Below are 16,185 nucleotides of genomic sequence, written 5' to 3'. Positions count from 1 at the left end.
GGCGAGCGAACGCGCGGTAGGAAGGAGAACCATGATGATCAAGCATCGAATCCGGGCCGTATCCGCAGTCGCGGCCGCTGCATGTCTCGCGATCGGCACGGCCGTCGCGGCGGACGACCTGACGCCGGCGGGCGCCGATCGCTCGGCGAGCAAGGATGGCGCGGTGCCGGCCTACGCCGGCAAGCAGTCGCCCGACGCGGGCTGGGAGTGGGGCAAGGTGCGTGCCGATTTCTGGAAGCACCGCAACGAGAAGCCGCTGTATTCCATCGATGCGGCGAACGTCGACAAGTACGCCGACAAGCTGTCGCCGGGGCAGGTCGCGCTGATCAAGCAGAAGAAGGGCTACCGGATGGACGTCTATCCGTCCCACCGCGAATGCCAGTTGCCCGACGTCGCCGAGCAGAACTCGAAGGCGAACCTGGCGGCCGCGAAGCTCGGGTCGGCCGGCGACACGCTCGCGTCGGCCGCGCTGCCGGGCGTGCCGTTCCCGCAACCGAAGAGCGGCGCCGAAGCCATCCTCAACTACGAAATGCGCTATCGCGGCGAAGGCGTCGACTGGGCGCAGATGGTGACGACCGTATCGCCGCGTCCGGGCAGCAGCGAATGGATCGACGCGGTCGGCCCGCAGACCTTGTACTTCCCGTCCGCGAAGCTCGGCAAGTTTTCGCCGCAGGACGTCGACCAGCTCAGCGCGGCCGTGTACTTCCAGATGAATTCGCCGGCCGCGCTCGCCGGCCAGGCGTTCGTGCAGCGCCAGTACTTCGACAAGGCATCGGAGACGTACTACTACTTCCCCGGCCAGCGCCGCGTGCGACGCATGCCGGCCTATACGCACGACGCGCCGCTGATCGGCTTCGAGAACCAGTACCTGATCGACGAAGGCAACATGATCAACGGCTCGCTCGACCGCTTCAACTGGAAGCTGATCGGCAAGAAGGAAATGCTCGTCCCGTACAACGCGTTCGGCATGTACAAGTTCAAGAGCAAGCTGCACGACGTCGCGACGCCGGACGGCGTCGCGGCCGCGAACCGCCGCTACGAGACGCACCGCGTGTGGGTCGTCGAGGCGGCGCTGAAGCCGAGCGCGCGGCACGTCGCGTCGAAGAAGGTGTTCTATCTCGACGAGGACAGCTGGCTCGCGCTCGTCGGCGAGGACTACGACGCGCAGGGCAAGTTGTGGAAGGTGCGGGAGAGCTATCCGATTCCGGCCTGGGAGCTCGGCGGCACCTGCGACAACGAGCCGCTCGCGCAGTACGACATGAACAACGGCCGCTACGTGCTCGATGCGACGTCGATCGGGCAGGGCAAGGACGTGCGCTGGCTCGAGCAGGCCGACGATCCGCGCTTCAAGTCGGATTTTTACACGGCGGAATCGCTGCGCTCGGTCAGCGAACGTTGATCGCCGTCGACTGACGGACCACAAGGGACCGGCGCGCGCAACGACCGCGCGCCGGCATTGCAAAGGGGTGGGAGACGGATCATGGAATCGGCAAGGTTGATCAGGAATACTACGGTATCGATCGCGCTCGCGGGTGTCGCGACGTCGAGCGCATACGCTTACGACTTCACGACGGGCATCAACGACCTGCAGGGCTCGTGGGTCACGAACCTGACGGCCGGCGCCGGGATCCGGACCAAGAGCCCGAGCTGCTCGCTGACCGGCGACCCGAACGCCTACGGCTGCGGCGCGGCCGCGAACACCAATCAATGGGGCTATGCGGACAACGGCGACCTGAACTACCGCAAGGGCCAGCCGTTCAGCACCTACATCAGCGCGACGAGCGAGTTGTTGCTGAAGATGCCGAGCGAAGGGCTGAAGTTCATGGTGCGCGGCACCGGCATGTACGACTTCCTCGCCGGGAATACGGCGCGGACGCCGCTGTCGAGCACCGCGTCCGCGCAGGTCGTCTACAACGCACAGCTGCTCGACCTGTGGGCGCAGAAGGATTTCACGATCGGCGGGCGCAACGCGCACGTGCGGGTCGGCAACCAGGTGATCAACTGGGGCGAGAGCATGTTCGCGCAGAGCGGGATCAACGCGACCAACTCGATCGACACGCAGAAGCTGCTGATTCCCGGGTCGCAGCTCAAGCAGGCGCTGCTGCCGGCGCCGATGGTGAGCCTGGCGGCCGACCTGTCGCACGGGTTCAGCACCGAGGCGTACTACCAGTTCCAGTGGAACGGCAACCGCTATCCGCCGGTCGGCTCCTACTGGTCGGTGACGAACGGCTTCGGCCGCGGTGCGGAGCCGTTCACGATCAACACGAACAACCTGAACGTGACCGGCCCGAGCGCGGGCTCGATCGCGAACGCGATCGGCGGCGGCGCCGCGGCCGGCAACCAGGGCACGTTGAACGCGATCAAGAACGGGCTCGTGAACGGCGACTATGCAGGGCCGCCGTTCAACGACATCGGCCTGCCGTCCGTCACGAACCTGCCGGCGAAATATCGGCCGCAGTTCGGCGTGAAGTTCAACTACTCGCCGCGCTCGTTCGACGCGAACTTCGCGTTCTACTACCTGAACTACACGGACAAGTCGCCGGTGCTCGCGTCGCTCGCGAACGGCACCGAGCAATGGTCGTATCTCGGCCGGCGCCAGCTGTTCGGCGTCAGCGCGAACTTCGGCGTCGGCCCGTGGGCGATCGGCACCGAACTGTCGTACCGGCCGCGCGATGCGGTCGCACTGTCGAGCTGCTACGGCGCGGGCGGGCCGCTCGACCTGAACACGAACGGCGTGGCGGGCGTCAATTGCTCGCAATGGGTCGACAAGAAGAAATTCCAGTACGACATCAACGGCCTGCTGGCGCTCACGCGCAGCGAATACCCGTTCCTGAAACTGCTCGGCGCCGATTCGGCCGCGCTGACCTGGGAACTGACGTGGATCTACTTCCCGGGGCTGAGGTCGAGCGGCGTGACGCGCACGGTCGACGGGCAGACCGTCACGCAAGTGCCGCAGGCCGGTTACCTGCCGTGGCTGAACAACGGCTCGGCGGCCGGCTATCCGATCGGGATGAGCCAGGGCACTTCGAGCTCGGTCGGCGCGACGATCGATTTCAACTGGACCTACGACGGCACGCTGATTCCGGGCTGGCAGGTCACGCCGGGCGTGACGTTCTCGGACGGCCTGTACGGCTACACGCCGACCTTCACCGCGAACTACATGCAGGGCGCGAAGTCGGTGAACGTCTACGTGCTGTTCAACCAGAACCCGCCGAACTGGCAGGCCGGCATCAATTTCACCGCGTTCTTCGGCGGCCACAACACGGTGGGCCAGCCGTATGCGGACCGGAATTTCGTCGGTCTGTTCGTCACGCGCAATTTCTGACGCCGATGTGCTTACGGGCGGTGTGTGCGGAGCGCCGCCGCCAATCATGAAGGGGTAATGTCGTGCTCAATCGTCTGGTCAGCCGCCTCGAGAGGCTCTTCTTCGGTCATCGCGCGATCGTGCTCGCGGCGATCGCGTTGTTCACCGTCGCGATGGCCGTGTTCGCCGTGCAGCTGCGCATGGATGCCGGCTTCGAAAAGCAGATGCCGATCGGGCACGAGTACATCCGCACGTTCCAGCAGTATCGCAACGACCTGCTCGGCGCGAACCGGATCACGGTGGTGGTGCGGGCAAAGCATGGATCGATCTGGTCGAAGCAGGGACTCACGCGGCTGTACGACGTGACGCAAGCCGTCACGTATTTGCCGAGCGTCGACCGCATCGGCGTGCGTTCGCTGTGGACGCCAAACGCCTTCGTCAACGAAGTGACCGACGAAGGCTTTCGCGCGGAGCCGATCATTCCCGGCACGGTCACGCCCGACCGGTTGACGCCGGCGAGCGTGCAGAGCATTCGCCGCGCGACGACGCTCGGCGGTTACGTCGGCACGCTCGTATCGCACAACGAGGACAGCGCAATGATCACGGCCGAGCTGAACGAGCGCGACAGCGCCGGCAAGGTGCTCGATTACGTCGCGTTCAACCATCTGCTCGAACAGAAGGTGCGCAAGCCGTTCGAGGACGCCGGCTACGAGATCCAGATCATCGGCTTCGCGAAGCAGATCGGCGACATCGCCGATGGCGCGACGGCCGTGCTCGGCTTCTGCGCGGTCGCGCTGCTGCTGACCACGCTCGCGGTGTACTGGTATTGCCATTCGGTGCGCTTCACCGTGCTGCTGGTCGCGTGTTCGCTGACATCGCTCGTGTGGCAGTTCGGCACGCTGAAGCTGCTCGGCTTCGGCCTCGATCCGCTCGCGGTGCTGGTGCCGTTCCTCGTGTTCGCGATCGGCGTGTCGCACGGCGTGCAGCAGGTGAACTTCATCGTGCGCGAGATCGCGCATGGGCAGAGTTCGTTCGATGCGGCGCGCCACAGCTTCAGCGGCCTGTTGATCCCCGGCGTGCTCGCGCTGATCACCGCGTTCGTGTCGTTCATCACGCTGTTGCTGATTCCGATTCCGATGGTGCGCGAGCTGGCGATTACCGCGTCGCTCGGCGTGGCCTACAAGATCGTCACGAACCTGATCCTGCTGCCGGTGGCGGCATCGTGCTTCAACTTCACCAAAACCTACGCCGACAACTCGCTGAAGCGCGCGCAGCAGCGTGCGAAGCCGCTGCGTCTGCTCGCACGTGTGGCGGAGCCGAAGTATGCGGGCCTCACCGTCGCGCTGACGATCGCGATTTTCGCGCTCGCCGCGTGGCAAAGCCGCGATCGCGTGATCGGCACGCTGCAGCCCGGCGCGCCGGAGCTGCGTGCCGACGCGCGCTTCAACCGCGACGCGACGTCGATCGCCGGCAACTACGACATGGGCCTCGACTGGCTGACGGTGGCGATCGAATCGAACGGCAAGGCCTGCGACAACCCGGCAGTCGGGCTGTATGAGGACGACTTCTCGGCCGCGATGAAGACCGAGCCGGGCGTGGTGTCGGTGCAGTCGTACTCGGCGATGCTGCGTACCTACAACCAGGGCTACAACGAGGATTACCCGAAGATGAACGTCGTGCCGATCGCTGGCGAGAACTACGGCGCGGTGTCGGTGGACGTATCGCGCGTGAAGGGCTTCATGAGCCGCGACTGCGGGATGACGGCCGTGCACCTGTTCCTGACCGATCACAAGGCGACGACGATCAACCGCATCCTCGACGACGTGAAGCAATACCGCGCGTCGCATCCATTCCCCGGCATCACGGTGCGGCTGGCCGCGGGCAACGCCGGCGTGCTCGCCGCGACGAACGACGAAGTCGAGAAGAGCGAGCTGCCGATGATGCTCTACGTGTATGCGGCGATCCTGGTGCTCGTGTTCCTTGCCTACCGCGATTGGCGCGCGATGCTCGCGTGTTGCGTGCCGCTGTCGGTCGCGACCTTCATCGGCTACTGGTTCATGAAGGAGCTGCAGATCGGGCTGACGGTCGCGACGTTGCCGGTGATGGTGCTGGCGGTCGGCATCGGCGTCGACTATGCGTTCTACATCTACAACCGGCTGCAGGTGCATCTCGCGGGCGGGCAGGACATCGTGAAGGCCGTGCAGCACGCGATGCTCGAAGTCGGCGTCGCGACGATCTTCACCGCGATCACGCTGGCGATTGGCGTTGCGACGTGGAGCTTCTCCGCACTGAAGTTCCAGGCCGACATGGGCAAGCTGCTCGCGTTCATGTTCATCGTGAACCTTGTGATGGCGATGACCGCCTTGCCCGCGCTCGCATCGTTGCTCGAACGCTGGTTCCCGCGCCGCAAGCCCGCGCGCGCACCGGGCCTGTTCAGCCACTGACTCGCACGAACATCCTGACGGAGATTCAGCCATGGTCAAGACTCTCGCTGCCTGCGCCGCACTTTGCATCGCGGCGGTTGCGCTCGCGCGATTTCATCAAGCGGCCGCAGACCGGCCCGCGCCGGCCCATGCGCTCGCGACCGACGCCGGGCGCGTCGGTGCGCGTCACGCCACGGTCGCCGAACCAGACGCCGTACCGGGACTCGCTCCATCGTCGAGCGACGGCAACGCCGGGCCGCAGGCGGCGGCCGCGCAGGGTGCCGACAAGCCATCGATCGTTGCGCTCGACGCAGCGACTGCCGGCTGGTCGCGTCTGTTCAATCACTGATGCATGAGCACACCACTTCCGAGACTCACCATGATCAAGACGCTCATTGCCTGTACCGCACTCTCCGCCGCCGCGATGGCCTTCGCGCAACCGCAGGACGGAACCGTCGCGGCCTGGGCCGCGAAGCCCGCACACGCGTGGGCCGCGCCGACCCACATGATGCTGACGGATGCGACACGCGCGGGCTCGCGCATCGTCGCGGTCGGCGAGCACGGGATCGTGCTGCTGTCGGACGACGATGGCAAGACCTGGCGGCAGGCGCGGCGCGTGCCGGTGTCGGCGACGCTGTCGGCCGTGTCGTTCGCCGATGCGAAGCACGGCTGGGCGGTCGGCCAGTGGGGCGCGATTCTCGCGACCCAGGACGGCGGCGACACGTGGGTCACGCAACGGCTCGACACGTCGGTCGACCAGCCGCTGTTCTCCGTGCTGTTCACCAGCGAGCAGGACGGCATCGCCGTCGGCCTGTGGTCGCTGATGCTGCAGACGCACGACGGCGGCAGAACCTGGACCCGCACGACGCTGCCGAAGCCGCCCGGCGGCGGCAAGGCCGACCGCAACCTGTACCGCGTGTTTGCCGATGCCGCACATGCGCTCTACATCGTGTCGGAGCAGGGGATGGTGCTCAAGTCGACCGATGCCGGCGCGAACTGGGCGTACCTGCCGACCGGCGGCAAAGGCACGTTGTGGTCGGGCGTCGCGATGCCCGACGGCCGGCTCGTGGTCGGCGGGTTGCTCGGCAGCCTGTTCGAAAGCCGCGACGGCGGCACGACGTGGACCGCATTGAAGACAGGCACGCGCAGCTCGATCACCGATCTCGTGGCGAGCGGCGGCGGGCTCGTCGGCGTCGGGCTCGACGGGCTCACGCTCGCGCAGCGCGTCGCGGATGGCCCGTTCGACGTCGCGCAGCGCGCGGATCGCGCGACGCTCACCGCCGCGCTGATCGATGCGCGCGGCAAGCCGATCCTGTTTTCGCAGGACGGCGTGCTGGCCGCGCCGTGACATGAATTCGCAGACTGACCAGCAAGGAAAGATGGAGTACTCGACATGAAGTGCAAGCACAAGCCGGATACGCAGGCCCGGCGCCAGATTCTGCGTGTCGCGGCAGCGGGGGCCGCGTCGCTCGCGGCGGGCCCGGTGTCGTTCGCGGCGGATATCGCGCCGGCATCGGCCGCGAACGGGATCTTCGACGTCGTGATCATCGGCGCGGGGCTCGCCGGGCTCACCGCCGCACGCGACCTGAAGCGCGCCGGATGCGACGCGTTCGTCGTTGTCGAAGCGCGCGACCGCGTCGGCGGGCGCACCTACAACCACGACCTCGGACACGGCGTCGTGTCCGAAGCCGGCGGCCAGTGGATCGGGCCGGGCCAGACGGCGATCGCCGATCTGGCGCGCGAACTCGGGGTCGACACGTTCCCGACTTTCTACGCGGGCAAGACGGTCGTGCTCGCCGGCGACGCGCGCGTTGCACAGGATTTCCACGGCGGCTCGGGCGGCGATGGCGCGATCGGTGCGAAGCTCGGCGAACTGGCGCGCGGCGTGCCGTCGCGCGAGCCGTGGACCGCGCAGCACGCGGCAGAGCTCGACAAGCTCACCTACGGCGACTGGTTGCTCAGGCAGGGCGTGACCTACGAGGACGGCTATTTCCTCGGCCTCGCGGCGAAGCTGTCGCTCGGCGGCGCGCCGGCGCAGCTCGGGCTGCTGCACTACCTGTCGATGATCAACAGCGCCGACTGCGACTATGCGAAGCTCGAATCGACCAAGGGCGGTGCACAGGAAACGCGCTTCGTCGGCGGTTCGCAGGTGCTGAGCGTGCGGATGGCGAGCGAGCTCGGCGCGAAGGTGCGGCTGTCCTGCCCGGTGCGCAGGATTTCGGGCTGGGATCGCGACGTCGTCGACGTGCAGACGGATCGCGGCGTGCTGCGCGCGCGGCGCGTGATCGTCGCGCTGAATCCGGCGCTGTGCGAGCAGATCGTGTTCGATCCGCCGCTGCCGGCCGGCCGCGCGCAACTGCAGCGCAACTGGCCCGCGAACGCGCCGATGCGCAAGACGGTACACGTGTACGACCGGCCGTTCTGGCGCGACGACGGTTACAACGGGCAGATCTTCGAGGTCGGCGGCCCGGTCTTCATGGCGTACGACAACTCGCCGCCGGACGGCTCGGTCGGCGTGCTCGCCGCGTTCGTCGCGCCGGGCGCGCTGCCGTCCGAGCCGAAGGCCGCCGAACGCACGCTATCGGCTGTATTCGCGCGCGCGCTCGGCGACCGCGCGCTGCATCCGACCCAGTTCCACGACTACGACTGGGGCCGCGTCGATCCGTGGACGCTGCAGTGCATCCACCCGCTGCCGCCCGGCTTCTGGACGAAATGGGGCAAGTACCTGCGCCCGGAGGCCGGCCGCCTGATCTGGTCGGGCACCGAGACGGCCGACCTGTGGCCCGGCGCGATGGACGGCGCGGTGCGCTCCGGCCACCGCGCGGCGCTGCAGGCGCTCGGCAAGCTGGCCGGCCGCGGCAAGGAGGCGTGAATGAAACGAACCTGGATGATCGGTGCCGCACTCCTGATCGCGGGCGTCGCGGCAGCCGGCACGCTGTACGGCCCCGACCTGCTCGACGGCATGCGCTACGAGAAGGCGATGACCGCGCTCGGCGACGCGGACAAGGCGAACGGCGGCGCGTGGCCGCAGCTGCAGGAGACCTGCCTCTTCTGCCACGGCACGCACGGGCAGTCGCAGAACGCGTGGTATCCGTCGCTGTCGGGCCAGCCCGCGGGCTACCTCGCCGCACAGCTGCGCGCATTCGCGAGCGACCAGCGCCGCAATGCATACATGGGCCCGCTGTCGCGCGAACTCGACGGCGCGAAGATCGACGCGCTGGCGACCTATTTCGCGCGACAGGCGCCGGCGCGCAACGAGGCCGTGCCGGCCGATGCGGCGCTCGCGCACCGCGGGATGACGCTGGTCGCGGCGCGAAGCTGCCAGGCGTGCCACGGCGCGGCATTGACGGGCAAGGATCAGGTGCCGCGCCTCGCGGGGCAGGGGCGGCTTTATCTGGAAACGCAACTCGAGTCGTTCCGGTCGGGCCAGCGGCACGACCCGACCGGCGCGATGAACGGCGTTTCCGCGACCCTGTCCGGTGACGACACGCGCGCCATCGCGCACTATCTGGCCGGCCTGTCGCCGGACGGTGTGGGCGGCGCCGGCGGCGCAAGCGGTACGGCCCAATGATGCGGACGGCACGTCAGGGCCGGGAATACCCTGCCTTTTTCTTCGACGTTAACTTTGTCGCAGTGACCTAAGACTGGTAATGTGTTCTACAAAAAAGCACCCGAATGCGAAGCAGCAGTAGCGGACCTTCGACCGCAGCGATTTTCAACACCTCACGTTTCAGGAGACAACCATGGCTAAGCACCCCGTCGTCGTTTATGGCGCAAGCGGTTACACCGGCATGTTGATCATGGACTGGCTGATCGACCAGAACATCCCGTTCACCGCGGTCGCGCGCAATGCGGGCCGCGCGAAGGAAATGATGGCGCAGCGCGTCGTGCGCCTCGAATCGGCGGAATACGAAATCATCGAGGCCGGGCACGACGTCGATTCGCTCGTGAAGGCGTTTCGCGGCGCGAAGGTGGTCTGCAATACCGTCGGGCCGTTCTCGAGCTTCGGGCTCGTCGGCGTCGAGGCCGCGCTGAAGGCCGGCTGCCACCACCTCGATACGACCGGCGAGCAGTCGTACATCCGCGACGTGCGCGACCAGTTCGGCGAGCTGTACCGCCAGGCCGGCCTGCTGGTGTCGTCGTCGAACGCGTACATGTACACGTTCGCCGAAATCGCCGCCGAGCTCGCGCTCGAAACGCCGGGGATCGACGCGCTGGAAACGGCCACGCTGACGCGCGGCCCGCGCGGCGCGGCCGGCGTCAGCATCGGCTCGACCGCGACGATCTTCGACGGCGCACGCCACGAATCCTGCTACCTGTGGGAGAAGGCGCTCGTGCCGCACGCGGCGGACGCGTCGTTCACCGTCGCGACGCCGGAGCTCATGCAGCCGGTGTTCTGCCTGCCGTGGGGCGGCACGTCGCTGCCGGTCTACTTCGAGCGCGATGCGCGTGTGCGCAGCTGCATCTCGTGCGTCGGCTTCTACGACAACAACGTGATGAAGCTGGTGCATCAGTTCGGCCAGAAGTGGGAGGCCGAGTACAAGCACCTGCCGCGCGAGCAGCAGGACGCGATCCTCAAGCAGGTCGTCGATTCGACCACGCCGACGATGCCGCCGCGCGAACGCACGACGATCCAGCGCAGCGTCGACTTCGCGATCGGCCGCGGCCAGCTCGCGTCGGTGCGCGCCACCGTGCACGGCATCACGCCGTACATCTCGACCGGCGCGATCCACGCGGCGGGCGTGCTCAAGCTGCTCGACGGCGACGTCGCACGCACGGGCTTCGCGTCGGGCTCGAAGGCGTTCGGCCATCGCTACTTGCTCGGCTTTCTCGAACAGCGCGGGCTCGCACGCGCGACGGTCACGCAGCTGTGACGGCCGCCGTCGCACCGAACCCCATTCAACGGAACACCTGACATGGCCATTATCGATTTCTACGACCGCGGGTGGCGCATCAATCCCGACGGGATCGCGTATATCCAGGGCGAGCGCAGCTACACGTTCCAGGAGATCGGCGAGCTGTCGTGCCGCATCGCGAACGGGTTGCTCGCTGCCGGCTTCGCGAAGGAGGCGAAGGCGGCGGTGTGGGCCGACAACGACGTGATCGGCTGGAGCTGCGCGCTCGGGATGTGGCGCGCCGGGCTCGCGTATATCCCGGTGAACGGCCGCAACGCGCCGGCCGAAAACCAGTACGTGCTCGACGCGTTCGACTGCGAGGTGCTGTTCTTCCACCATGCATTCGCCGACGCGATCGACGCGCTGCGCCCGAGCCTGCCGAAGATCCGGCTGTGGGTGTGCCTCGACGCCGACCTGCCGTGGGCGCCGTCGCTCGCCGCGTGGAGCGAGCGCCAGCCGGCGACGCCGCCGGTCGTCGATTACGCGCCGGACGACGTCGTCGCGCTGTCGGCCACGGGCGGCACGACGGGCGCGCCGAAGGGCGTGATGAATACGCACCGTTCGCTGCAGACGTACTTCGCGCAATTCATGATCGCGATGACGTACGGCGACGAGCGGCCGGTGAACCTCGCCGCGGCGCCGATGACGCATACGGCCGGGATGATGTCGCTGCCGTGCACCGCGCGCGGCGGCACGGTGGTCGTGCTGCCGAAGCCCGACCCCGCGCTGCTGCTCGGCGCGATCGTCAAGCATCGCGTGACCGAGTTCTTCCTGCCGCCGACCGTGATCTACCGGCTGCTCGACATCCCCGGCATCGACCAGGTCGACTTCTCGTCGCTGCGCTACTTCCTGTACGGCGCCGCGCCGATGTCGGTCGAGAAGCTCAAGCGCGCGATCGACGTGTTCGGCCCGGTGATGACGGGCGGCTACGGGCAGACCGAAGCACCCGCGTCGATCGCGTACCTGACGCCGGCCGAGCACTTCGTCGACGGCGCGCTGGCGCCGGACGAACGGCTCGCGTCGGTCGGCCGTCCGAACCCGCTGGTGCGCGTCGAGATCGTCGGCGAGCGCGGCGAGGTGCTGAAGCAGGGCGAGACCGGCGAGATCTGCGTGCGCGGCGACCTCGTGATGAAGGGCTACTACCGCGCGCCGGACAAGACGGCCGAGACGATCGTCGACGGCTGGCTGCACACCGGTGACATCGGCCATCTCGACCGCGACGGCTATCTGCACATCACCGACCGCAAGAAGGACATGATCATCAGCGGCGGCTTCAACGTGTATCCGAGCGAAGTCGAGCAGGTGATCTGGGCGCACCCGGCGGTGCAGGACTGCGCGGTGATCGGCGTGCCGGACGACAAGTGGGGCGAGGCCGTGAAGGCCGTGGTCGAGCTCAATGCGGGCCAGCACGTGAGCGCCGACGAACTCATCGCGCTGTGCAAGGCGCAGCTCGGCTCGGTGAAGGCGCCGAAGAGCGTGGACTTCGTCGCAGCGCTGCCGCGCAGCACGGCCGGCAAGGTATTGAAGAAGGACCTGCGCGAACAATACTGGCAAGGCCAGCAACGCAGGATCTGAACCCGATCGATATGGATTCCAGACGTTGACGTCCTCCTCCGCGCCTAAAGGCGGAGGATTCCCACAGCTGGCGATGCACGTCCGCATCGGAGAATGTTTAGCGCAGCATTGGTATCACGATCATGCACGACACCACAGCTACGGCACTTCCATTCCCTTATTCGCAGTCCCGCGATACCTTTCGGCCGCGTCGTGCTGTCTTTCGACCCGCACGCCGAACAGGACTGGGTGGAACCGCTTTCGTCGACTTCCTCGAACGTGGCCCCGTGCGCCATCGCCTTGTAACGGAGCTTGTTTCGGAAGGACGACCAGGATGCGTCGTAGACGCTCTTCGCCATCCTGGTTTTGGCAAGTTTGGCGGGCGACACGTTGCCGACCGCGATGTAATCAAAACGCCGCACCAGATCGAGCGCGAGCTTGTGTTGGAAATCGGCACGGGCATTCGCGACCTTGGCATGCAACTTCGCGATATGTCGCTTGTGCTTTCGCGCTCGCTGCGCTTTCGCGAGCTTCTCGGCCGCGCATCGACCGAACCGATCGTTAGGCAGTTTCTCGCCCGTCGAAAGTGTGGCGAAGTCTTTCAGGCCGAGATCGATGCCGACACCGGAACGGATCGGGCGCGCCTGAACATCGGGCATCTCGATCACGATGTTGAGAAACCAGTTGCCCAGCGCATCCTGCGCGAAATTGGTTCCGTCCTTGATCTTGCCTTCGGGAAGCGGCCGGCTGCTGAACACACGGAAGGTATTACCGGCGAAGCGGAATGCATCCCCCTCGCGTTTCAGGTCACGGCCCTTCAGCGGCACCCAGCCCAGCGATTTCCTGCCGCGATAGCGCAGGTAGGGCCGCCGGCGCTGACTGCGCGACTTCGCGTATTGCTCGCACGTCGCGTTGATCGTGCCGGAGTGGATACCGAGTTCTTTGCTGCTACCGGTGGTCAGCACGTTCAGATCAAAGCCCGTCGGCCATTTCTTATTCCACTTGAGCGCGTGCTTCTGTGTGTCATTGCAGAAGTTCCAGACGTAGTTCACCGCACGGCTCTGCTTGTTGAGCAGTCCGTTGAGCGACTTCACCCGGTAGCGGTAGACAAGGATCATGCCGGTGATCCTACCCCGTGGAAGAAGCTGCCTGTCAACAGCACGCCTTTCCTTCCCGCCGCCGATGGCGGGGTTTCTTGGAGCAAATTCTGATGAGCAACATCTATATCGCCGGCATTGCGATGACCGTGTTCGGCAAGCATCCCGATCGCAGCATCGACGACCTCGCACGCGAGGCACTGCAGCGCGCGTTGCGCGATGCCGGCTGCCATGCCGATGCGATCCGCACGGCGTTCTACTCCGGCATCACCAACGGCGCGCTGCAGGGGCAGCTGTCGATCCCCGGCCAGGTCGTGTTCAGCAAGATCGGCCTCGACGGCATTCCGATGTTCAACGTCGAGAATGCGTGCGCGTCGGGCAGCACGGCCGTGCATCTGGCCGTGCGCGAACTGCAGGCGGGCGCGTGCGACGTCGCGCTCGCGCTCGGCGCGGAGAAGATGAACGTCGCCGACAAGGCGAAGGCGTTCGCGCTGTTCGAGGCCGGCTGGGACGTCGCGCGCGTCGACGAGAATTTCGCGACGCTCGCGCGGCTCGGCGAAGGGATCGAGCCGCCGCCCGGCTCCGAATCCGAGCGGCCGTACAGCCGCTTCATGAAGATCTACGCGGCGATGTGCCGGCATCACATGCGCACGTACGGCACGACGCAACGGCAGATCGCGGCCGTGTCCGCGAAGAATCACGCGCATTCGGTGCACAACCCGTACTCGCAGTTTCGCCAGCCGTTCACGATCGACGAGGTGCTGGCGGCGCCGCCGATCACGTACCCGATCACGCTGCCGATGTGCGCGCCGCTGTCGGACGGCGCGGCGGCCGCGATCATCTGTACCGACGCAGGGCTCGAACGCATCGGCGCCGATCGCAGCCGCTGCATCCGGATTGCCGCGAGCGTGATCCGCAGCTTCTCGCGTCGCCGGATCGACGAGCCGCACAAGCACATCGGCCGGCTTGCCGCGTTGCAGGCTTACGAGCAGGCGGGCGTCGGGCCGGAGGACATGGACGTCGCCGAAGTGCACGACGCGTCGGCGATGGGCGAGATCATCCAGGCCGAGAACCTCGGCTTCGTGCCGCTGGGCGAAGGCGGCCCGGCGGCCGAGCGCGGCGACTTCACGCTCGGCGGCCGGATTCCGATCAACACGTCGGGCGGGCTCGAATCGAAGGGGCATCCGCTCGGCGCGACCGGCATCGGGCAGCTTTACGAACTGGTCACGCAATTGCGCGGCGAGGCCGGTGCGCGCCAGGTGCGCGGCGCGCGCCATGCGATCCAGGAGAACGGCGGCGGCCTGCAGGGCATCGAGGAAGCGGCGCTGGCGATTCACATACTGAGCAGCGATTGACGGAGGCGGACATGAGCGACGCACACGCCGCGATGGCGGCAGGACGGGCAGGGCAGACGACAGCGCACGCAGAGGGCGGTGTGGGGGCTGCGGCATGGATGCAGGCGGCCGGGACGGATGCGGCCGGCCCGCTTGCTCGATGGGGCGACGAAATCCGCGCTGACGCCGCGTTGCGGAAGTACCGGCCGATCGGCGGCTGGATCGAGTCGCCCGAGCATGCGCAGCCGCCGCTCGACGGTGACGTGCAGGCGGACGTGGTCGTGGTCGGCGCCGGCTTTGCCGGCCTGTCGACGGCGCTGGAGCTCGCCGCGCGCGGCGCGAGCGTCGTCGTGCTCGAACGCGAATTCGCGGGCTACGGCGCGAGCGGGCGCAACGCCGGCTATCTGGCCGGCGGCCAGGGTCTCGAATACGAACTGTTCGTCAAGCGCGTCGGGCACGAGCAGGCGAAGCGGATCGTCGGCTTCTACGACGAAGGCGTCGCGTACGTCGAACGCAAGCTCGCCGAACACGCGATCGATTGCGACTACCGCGCGTCCGGCATCATCCGCGCGGGCGTGCATCCGTCGCAGGAGAAGCGGCTGCGCGAGAGCATGGAAACCGGCATCGAACTCGGCTCGCCCGCGCAGTTTCTCGACGGCGCGGCGATGCGCGCGCGCGGCATTCCGCCCGCGTTCCTGTTCGGCGCATACGTGCCGGGCGGCGGCACGCTCGATCCCGGCAAGTACGTGACGGGGCTGCGGCGCGCGGCGCTGGCGGCCGGCGTGAAGCTCTACGAGCACACCGCGCTGCTCGGTTTCGACGACGGCCCGACCGTACGCGTGCGCACCGCGCGCGGCAGCGCGAGCGCGCCGGCGCTGGTGCTCGCGACCAACGCGTATACGCCGCAGCTCGGCCTGCTCGGCGACAAGGTGATGCCGTTGCGCGTGTCGGCGCTGGAAACCGAGCCGCTGTCCGATGCGCAGCTCGACGCGCTCGGCTGGCCGAACCGCGAAGGCATCGTGACGTCGCACCTGACGATGGAAAGCCATCGTCTCACCGCGCGCAACACGCTGCTGCTGACGACCAAGCGGCTGCACTACGTGTACGGTTCGCAGACGCCGAACGTGCCGGACGACGACGCGTATCGCGCGCTCGCGAAGACGCTGCACGCGCGCTTTCCGCAACTGGGCAACGTGCCGGTGCGCGCATGCTGGAGCGGCTACATCTCGTTCGCCGGCGACGCGTTGCCGGTGGTCGGCGCGACCGGCGCGCACCGCAACGTGTTCTACACGGCCGGCTGCTCGGGGCACGGCGTCGGCACGCAGTCGCTGATCGGGCGCGTGCTGGCCGAACGCATCCACGACGGGCAGTCGCCGCTGCTCGACGCGCTCGCGCACAAGACGCCCGGGGTGCCGCCCGAGCCGCTGCGCTGGTGCGCGATGACCGCGATGCTCGGTGTCGCGAACCTGCTCGACGAACGGGTGAACCGCAAGGTGAAATCGGTGTAGCCGCGCGCGCTCGTTGCCACGCGCGCACGCGGATCCGGCCGGACCGCCCGGCGTAGGGGCGGCTCGATGG

The 16,185-nt window shown here is 67.4% G+C and carries 12 protein-coding genes; 11 read left to right on the top strand and 1 reads right to left on the bottom strand.

All coding sequences use genetic code 11. From position 1 onward, the window contains the following. Positions 1-31: 31 nt before the first annotated feature. The 9 genes from O1Q03_RS04950 to O1Q03_RS04910 all read left to right on the top strand — a co-directional run bounded on the left by O1Q03_RS04950 (position 32) and on the right by O1Q03_RS04910 (position 12,197). The gene (locus O1Q03_RS04950) at positions 32-1,399 is read left to right on the top strand and encodes a DUF1329 domain-containing protein (protein WP_269501923.1); all 1,368 of its coding nucleotides are present in this window, start codon (positions 32-34) and stop codon (positions 1,397-1,399) included. Positions 1,400-1,480: 81 nt separating this feature from the next. Continuing rightward, positions 1,481-3,325, top strand: a complete 1,845-nt coding sequence (locus O1Q03_RS04945; RefSeq protein ID WP_269501922.1) for a DUF1302 domain-containing protein — start codon at positions 1,481-1,483, stop codon at positions 3,323-3,325. A 62-nt stretch (positions 3,326-3,387) separates the two neighbouring features. Next, the gene (locus tag O1Q03_RS04940; RefSeq protein ID WP_269501921.1) at positions 3,388-5,748 is read left to right on the top strand and encodes an efflux RND transporter permease subunit; all 2,361 of its coding nucleotides are present in this window, start codon (positions 3,388-3,390) and stop codon (positions 5,746-5,748) included. A 31-nt stretch (positions 5,749-5,779) separates the two neighbouring features. Next, positions 5,780-6,076: a hypothetical protein gene (locus O1Q03_RS04935; protein WP_269501920.1), complete on the top strand. Its 297-nt coding sequence runs from the start codon at positions 5,780-5,782 to the stop codon at positions 6,074-6,076. 30 nt (positions 6,077-6,106) lie between these two features. Continuing rightward, positions 6,107-7,075, top strand: coding sequence for a WD40/YVTN/BNR-like repeat-containing protein (locus O1Q03_RS04930; protein WP_269501919.1), 969 nt, complete (start codon positions 6,107-6,109; stop codon positions 7,073-7,075). 45 nt (positions 7,076-7,120) lie between these two features. Next, positions 7,121-8,599, top strand: coding sequence for a flavin monoamine oxidase family protein (locus tag O1Q03_RS04925; RefSeq protein WP_269501918.1), 1,479 nt, complete (start codon positions 7,121-7,123; stop codon positions 8,597-8,599). After that, the gene (locus O1Q03_RS04920; RefSeq protein ID WP_269501917.1) at positions 8,600-9,298 is read left to right on the top strand and encodes a c-type cytochrome; all 699 of its coding nucleotides are present in this window, start codon (positions 8,600-8,602) and stop codon (positions 9,296-9,298) included. A gap of 172 nt (positions 9,299-9,470) precedes the next feature. Then, complete coding sequence (locus O1Q03_RS04915; protein ID WP_269501916.1) at positions 9,471-10,601, top strand: saccharopine dehydrogenase family protein; 1,131 nt, start codon at positions 9,471-9,473, stop codon at positions 10,599-10,601. Between the two features lie 42 nt (positions 10,602-10,643). Beyond that, a complete protein-coding gene (locus O1Q03_RS04910) occupies positions 10,644-12,197 on the top strand; it encodes an AMP-binding protein (RefSeq protein ID WP_269501915.1) in 1,554 nt (517 codons plus the stop codon). Positions 12,198-12,241: 44 nt separating this feature from the next. On the opposite strand, the gene O1Q03_RS04905 is transcribed toward O1Q03_RS04910, so the two are convergent. Next, positions 12,242-13,294 (bottom strand): RNA-guided endonuclease InsQ/TnpB family protein, encoded by a 1,053-nt coding sequence (locus O1Q03_RS04905; RefSeq protein WP_269501914.1) that lies wholly within the window; start codon positions 13,292-13,294, stop codon positions 12,242-12,244. Positions 13,295-13,386: 92 nt separating this feature from the next. Between O1Q03_RS04905 and O1Q03_RS04900 the strand changes: the two genes are divergently transcribed. Together O1Q03_RS04900 and O1Q03_RS04895 are read left to right on the top strand one after the other, a co-directional pair. Next, positions 13,387-14,628 (top strand): thiolase family protein, encoded by a 1,242-nt coding sequence (locus O1Q03_RS04900; RefSeq protein ID WP_269501913.1) that lies wholly within the window; start codon positions 13,387-13,389, stop codon positions 14,626-14,628. A gap of 11 nt (positions 14,629-14,639) precedes the next feature. Beyond that, on the top strand, positions 14,640-16,115 hold the full coding sequence (locus tag O1Q03_RS04895) for an NAD(P)/FAD-dependent oxidoreductase (RefSeq protein ID WP_269501912.1): 1,476 nt from the start codon (positions 14,640-14,642) through the stop codon (positions 16,113-16,115). Positions 16,116-16,185 lie beyond the last annotated feature (70 nt).

Origin of the sequence: Burkholderia sp. IMCC1007 (assembly GCF_027257875.1) — a bacterium.
Classification (GTDB): Bacteria; Pseudomonadota; Gammaproteobacteria; order Burkholderiales; family Burkholderiaceae; genus Burkholderia.
Note: the sequence above shows the minus strand (reverse complement) of the source record. Positions and strands in the feature narration are given on the sequence as shown.

Excerpts from the sequence above, each read along its gene's own strand:
- O1Q03_RS04950 (WP_269501923.1), top strand. The coding sequence starts at position 32 with ATGATGATCAAGCATCGAATCCGGGCCGTATCCGCAGTCGCGGCCGCT.
- O1Q03_RS04945 (WP_269501922.1), top strand. The coding sequence starts at position 1,481 with ATGGAATCGGCAAGGTTGATCAGGAATACTACGGTATCGATCGCGCTC.
- O1Q03_RS04935 (WP_269501920.1), top strand. The coding sequence starts at position 5,780 with ATGGTCAAGACTCTCGCTGCCTGCGCCGCACTTTGCATCGCGGCGGTT.
- O1Q03_RS04930 (WP_269501919.1), top strand. The coding sequence starts at position 6,107 with ATGATCAAGACGCTCATTGCCTGTACCGCACTCTCCGCCGCCGCGATG.
- O1Q03_RS04925 (WP_269501918.1), top strand. The coding sequence starts at position 7,121 with ATGAAGTGCAAGCACAAGCCGGATACGCAGGCCCGGCGCCAGATTCTG.
- O1Q03_RS04920 (WP_269501917.1), top strand. The coding sequence starts at position 8,600 with ATGAAACGAACCTGGATGATCGGTGCCGCACTCCTGATCGCGGGCGTC.
- O1Q03_RS04915 (WP_269501916.1), top strand. The coding sequence starts at position 9,471 with ATGGCTAAGCACCCCGTCGTCGTTTATGGCGCAAGCGGTTACACCGGC.
- O1Q03_RS04910 (WP_269501915.1), top strand. The coding sequence starts at position 10,644 with ATGGCCATTATCGATTTCTACGACCGCGGGTGGCGCATCAATCCCGAC.
- O1Q03_RS04905 (WP_269501914.1), bottom strand. The coding sequence starts at position 13,294 with ATGATCCTTGTCTACCGCTACCGGGTGAAGTCGCTCAACGGACTGCTC.
- O1Q03_RS04900 (WP_269501913.1), top strand. The coding sequence starts at position 13,387 with ATGAGCAACATCTATATCGCCGGCATTGCGATGACCGTGTTCGGCAAG.
- O1Q03_RS04895 (WP_269501912.1), top strand. The coding sequence starts at position 14,640 with ATGAGCGACGCACACGCCGCGATGGCGGCAGGACGGGCAGGGCAGACG.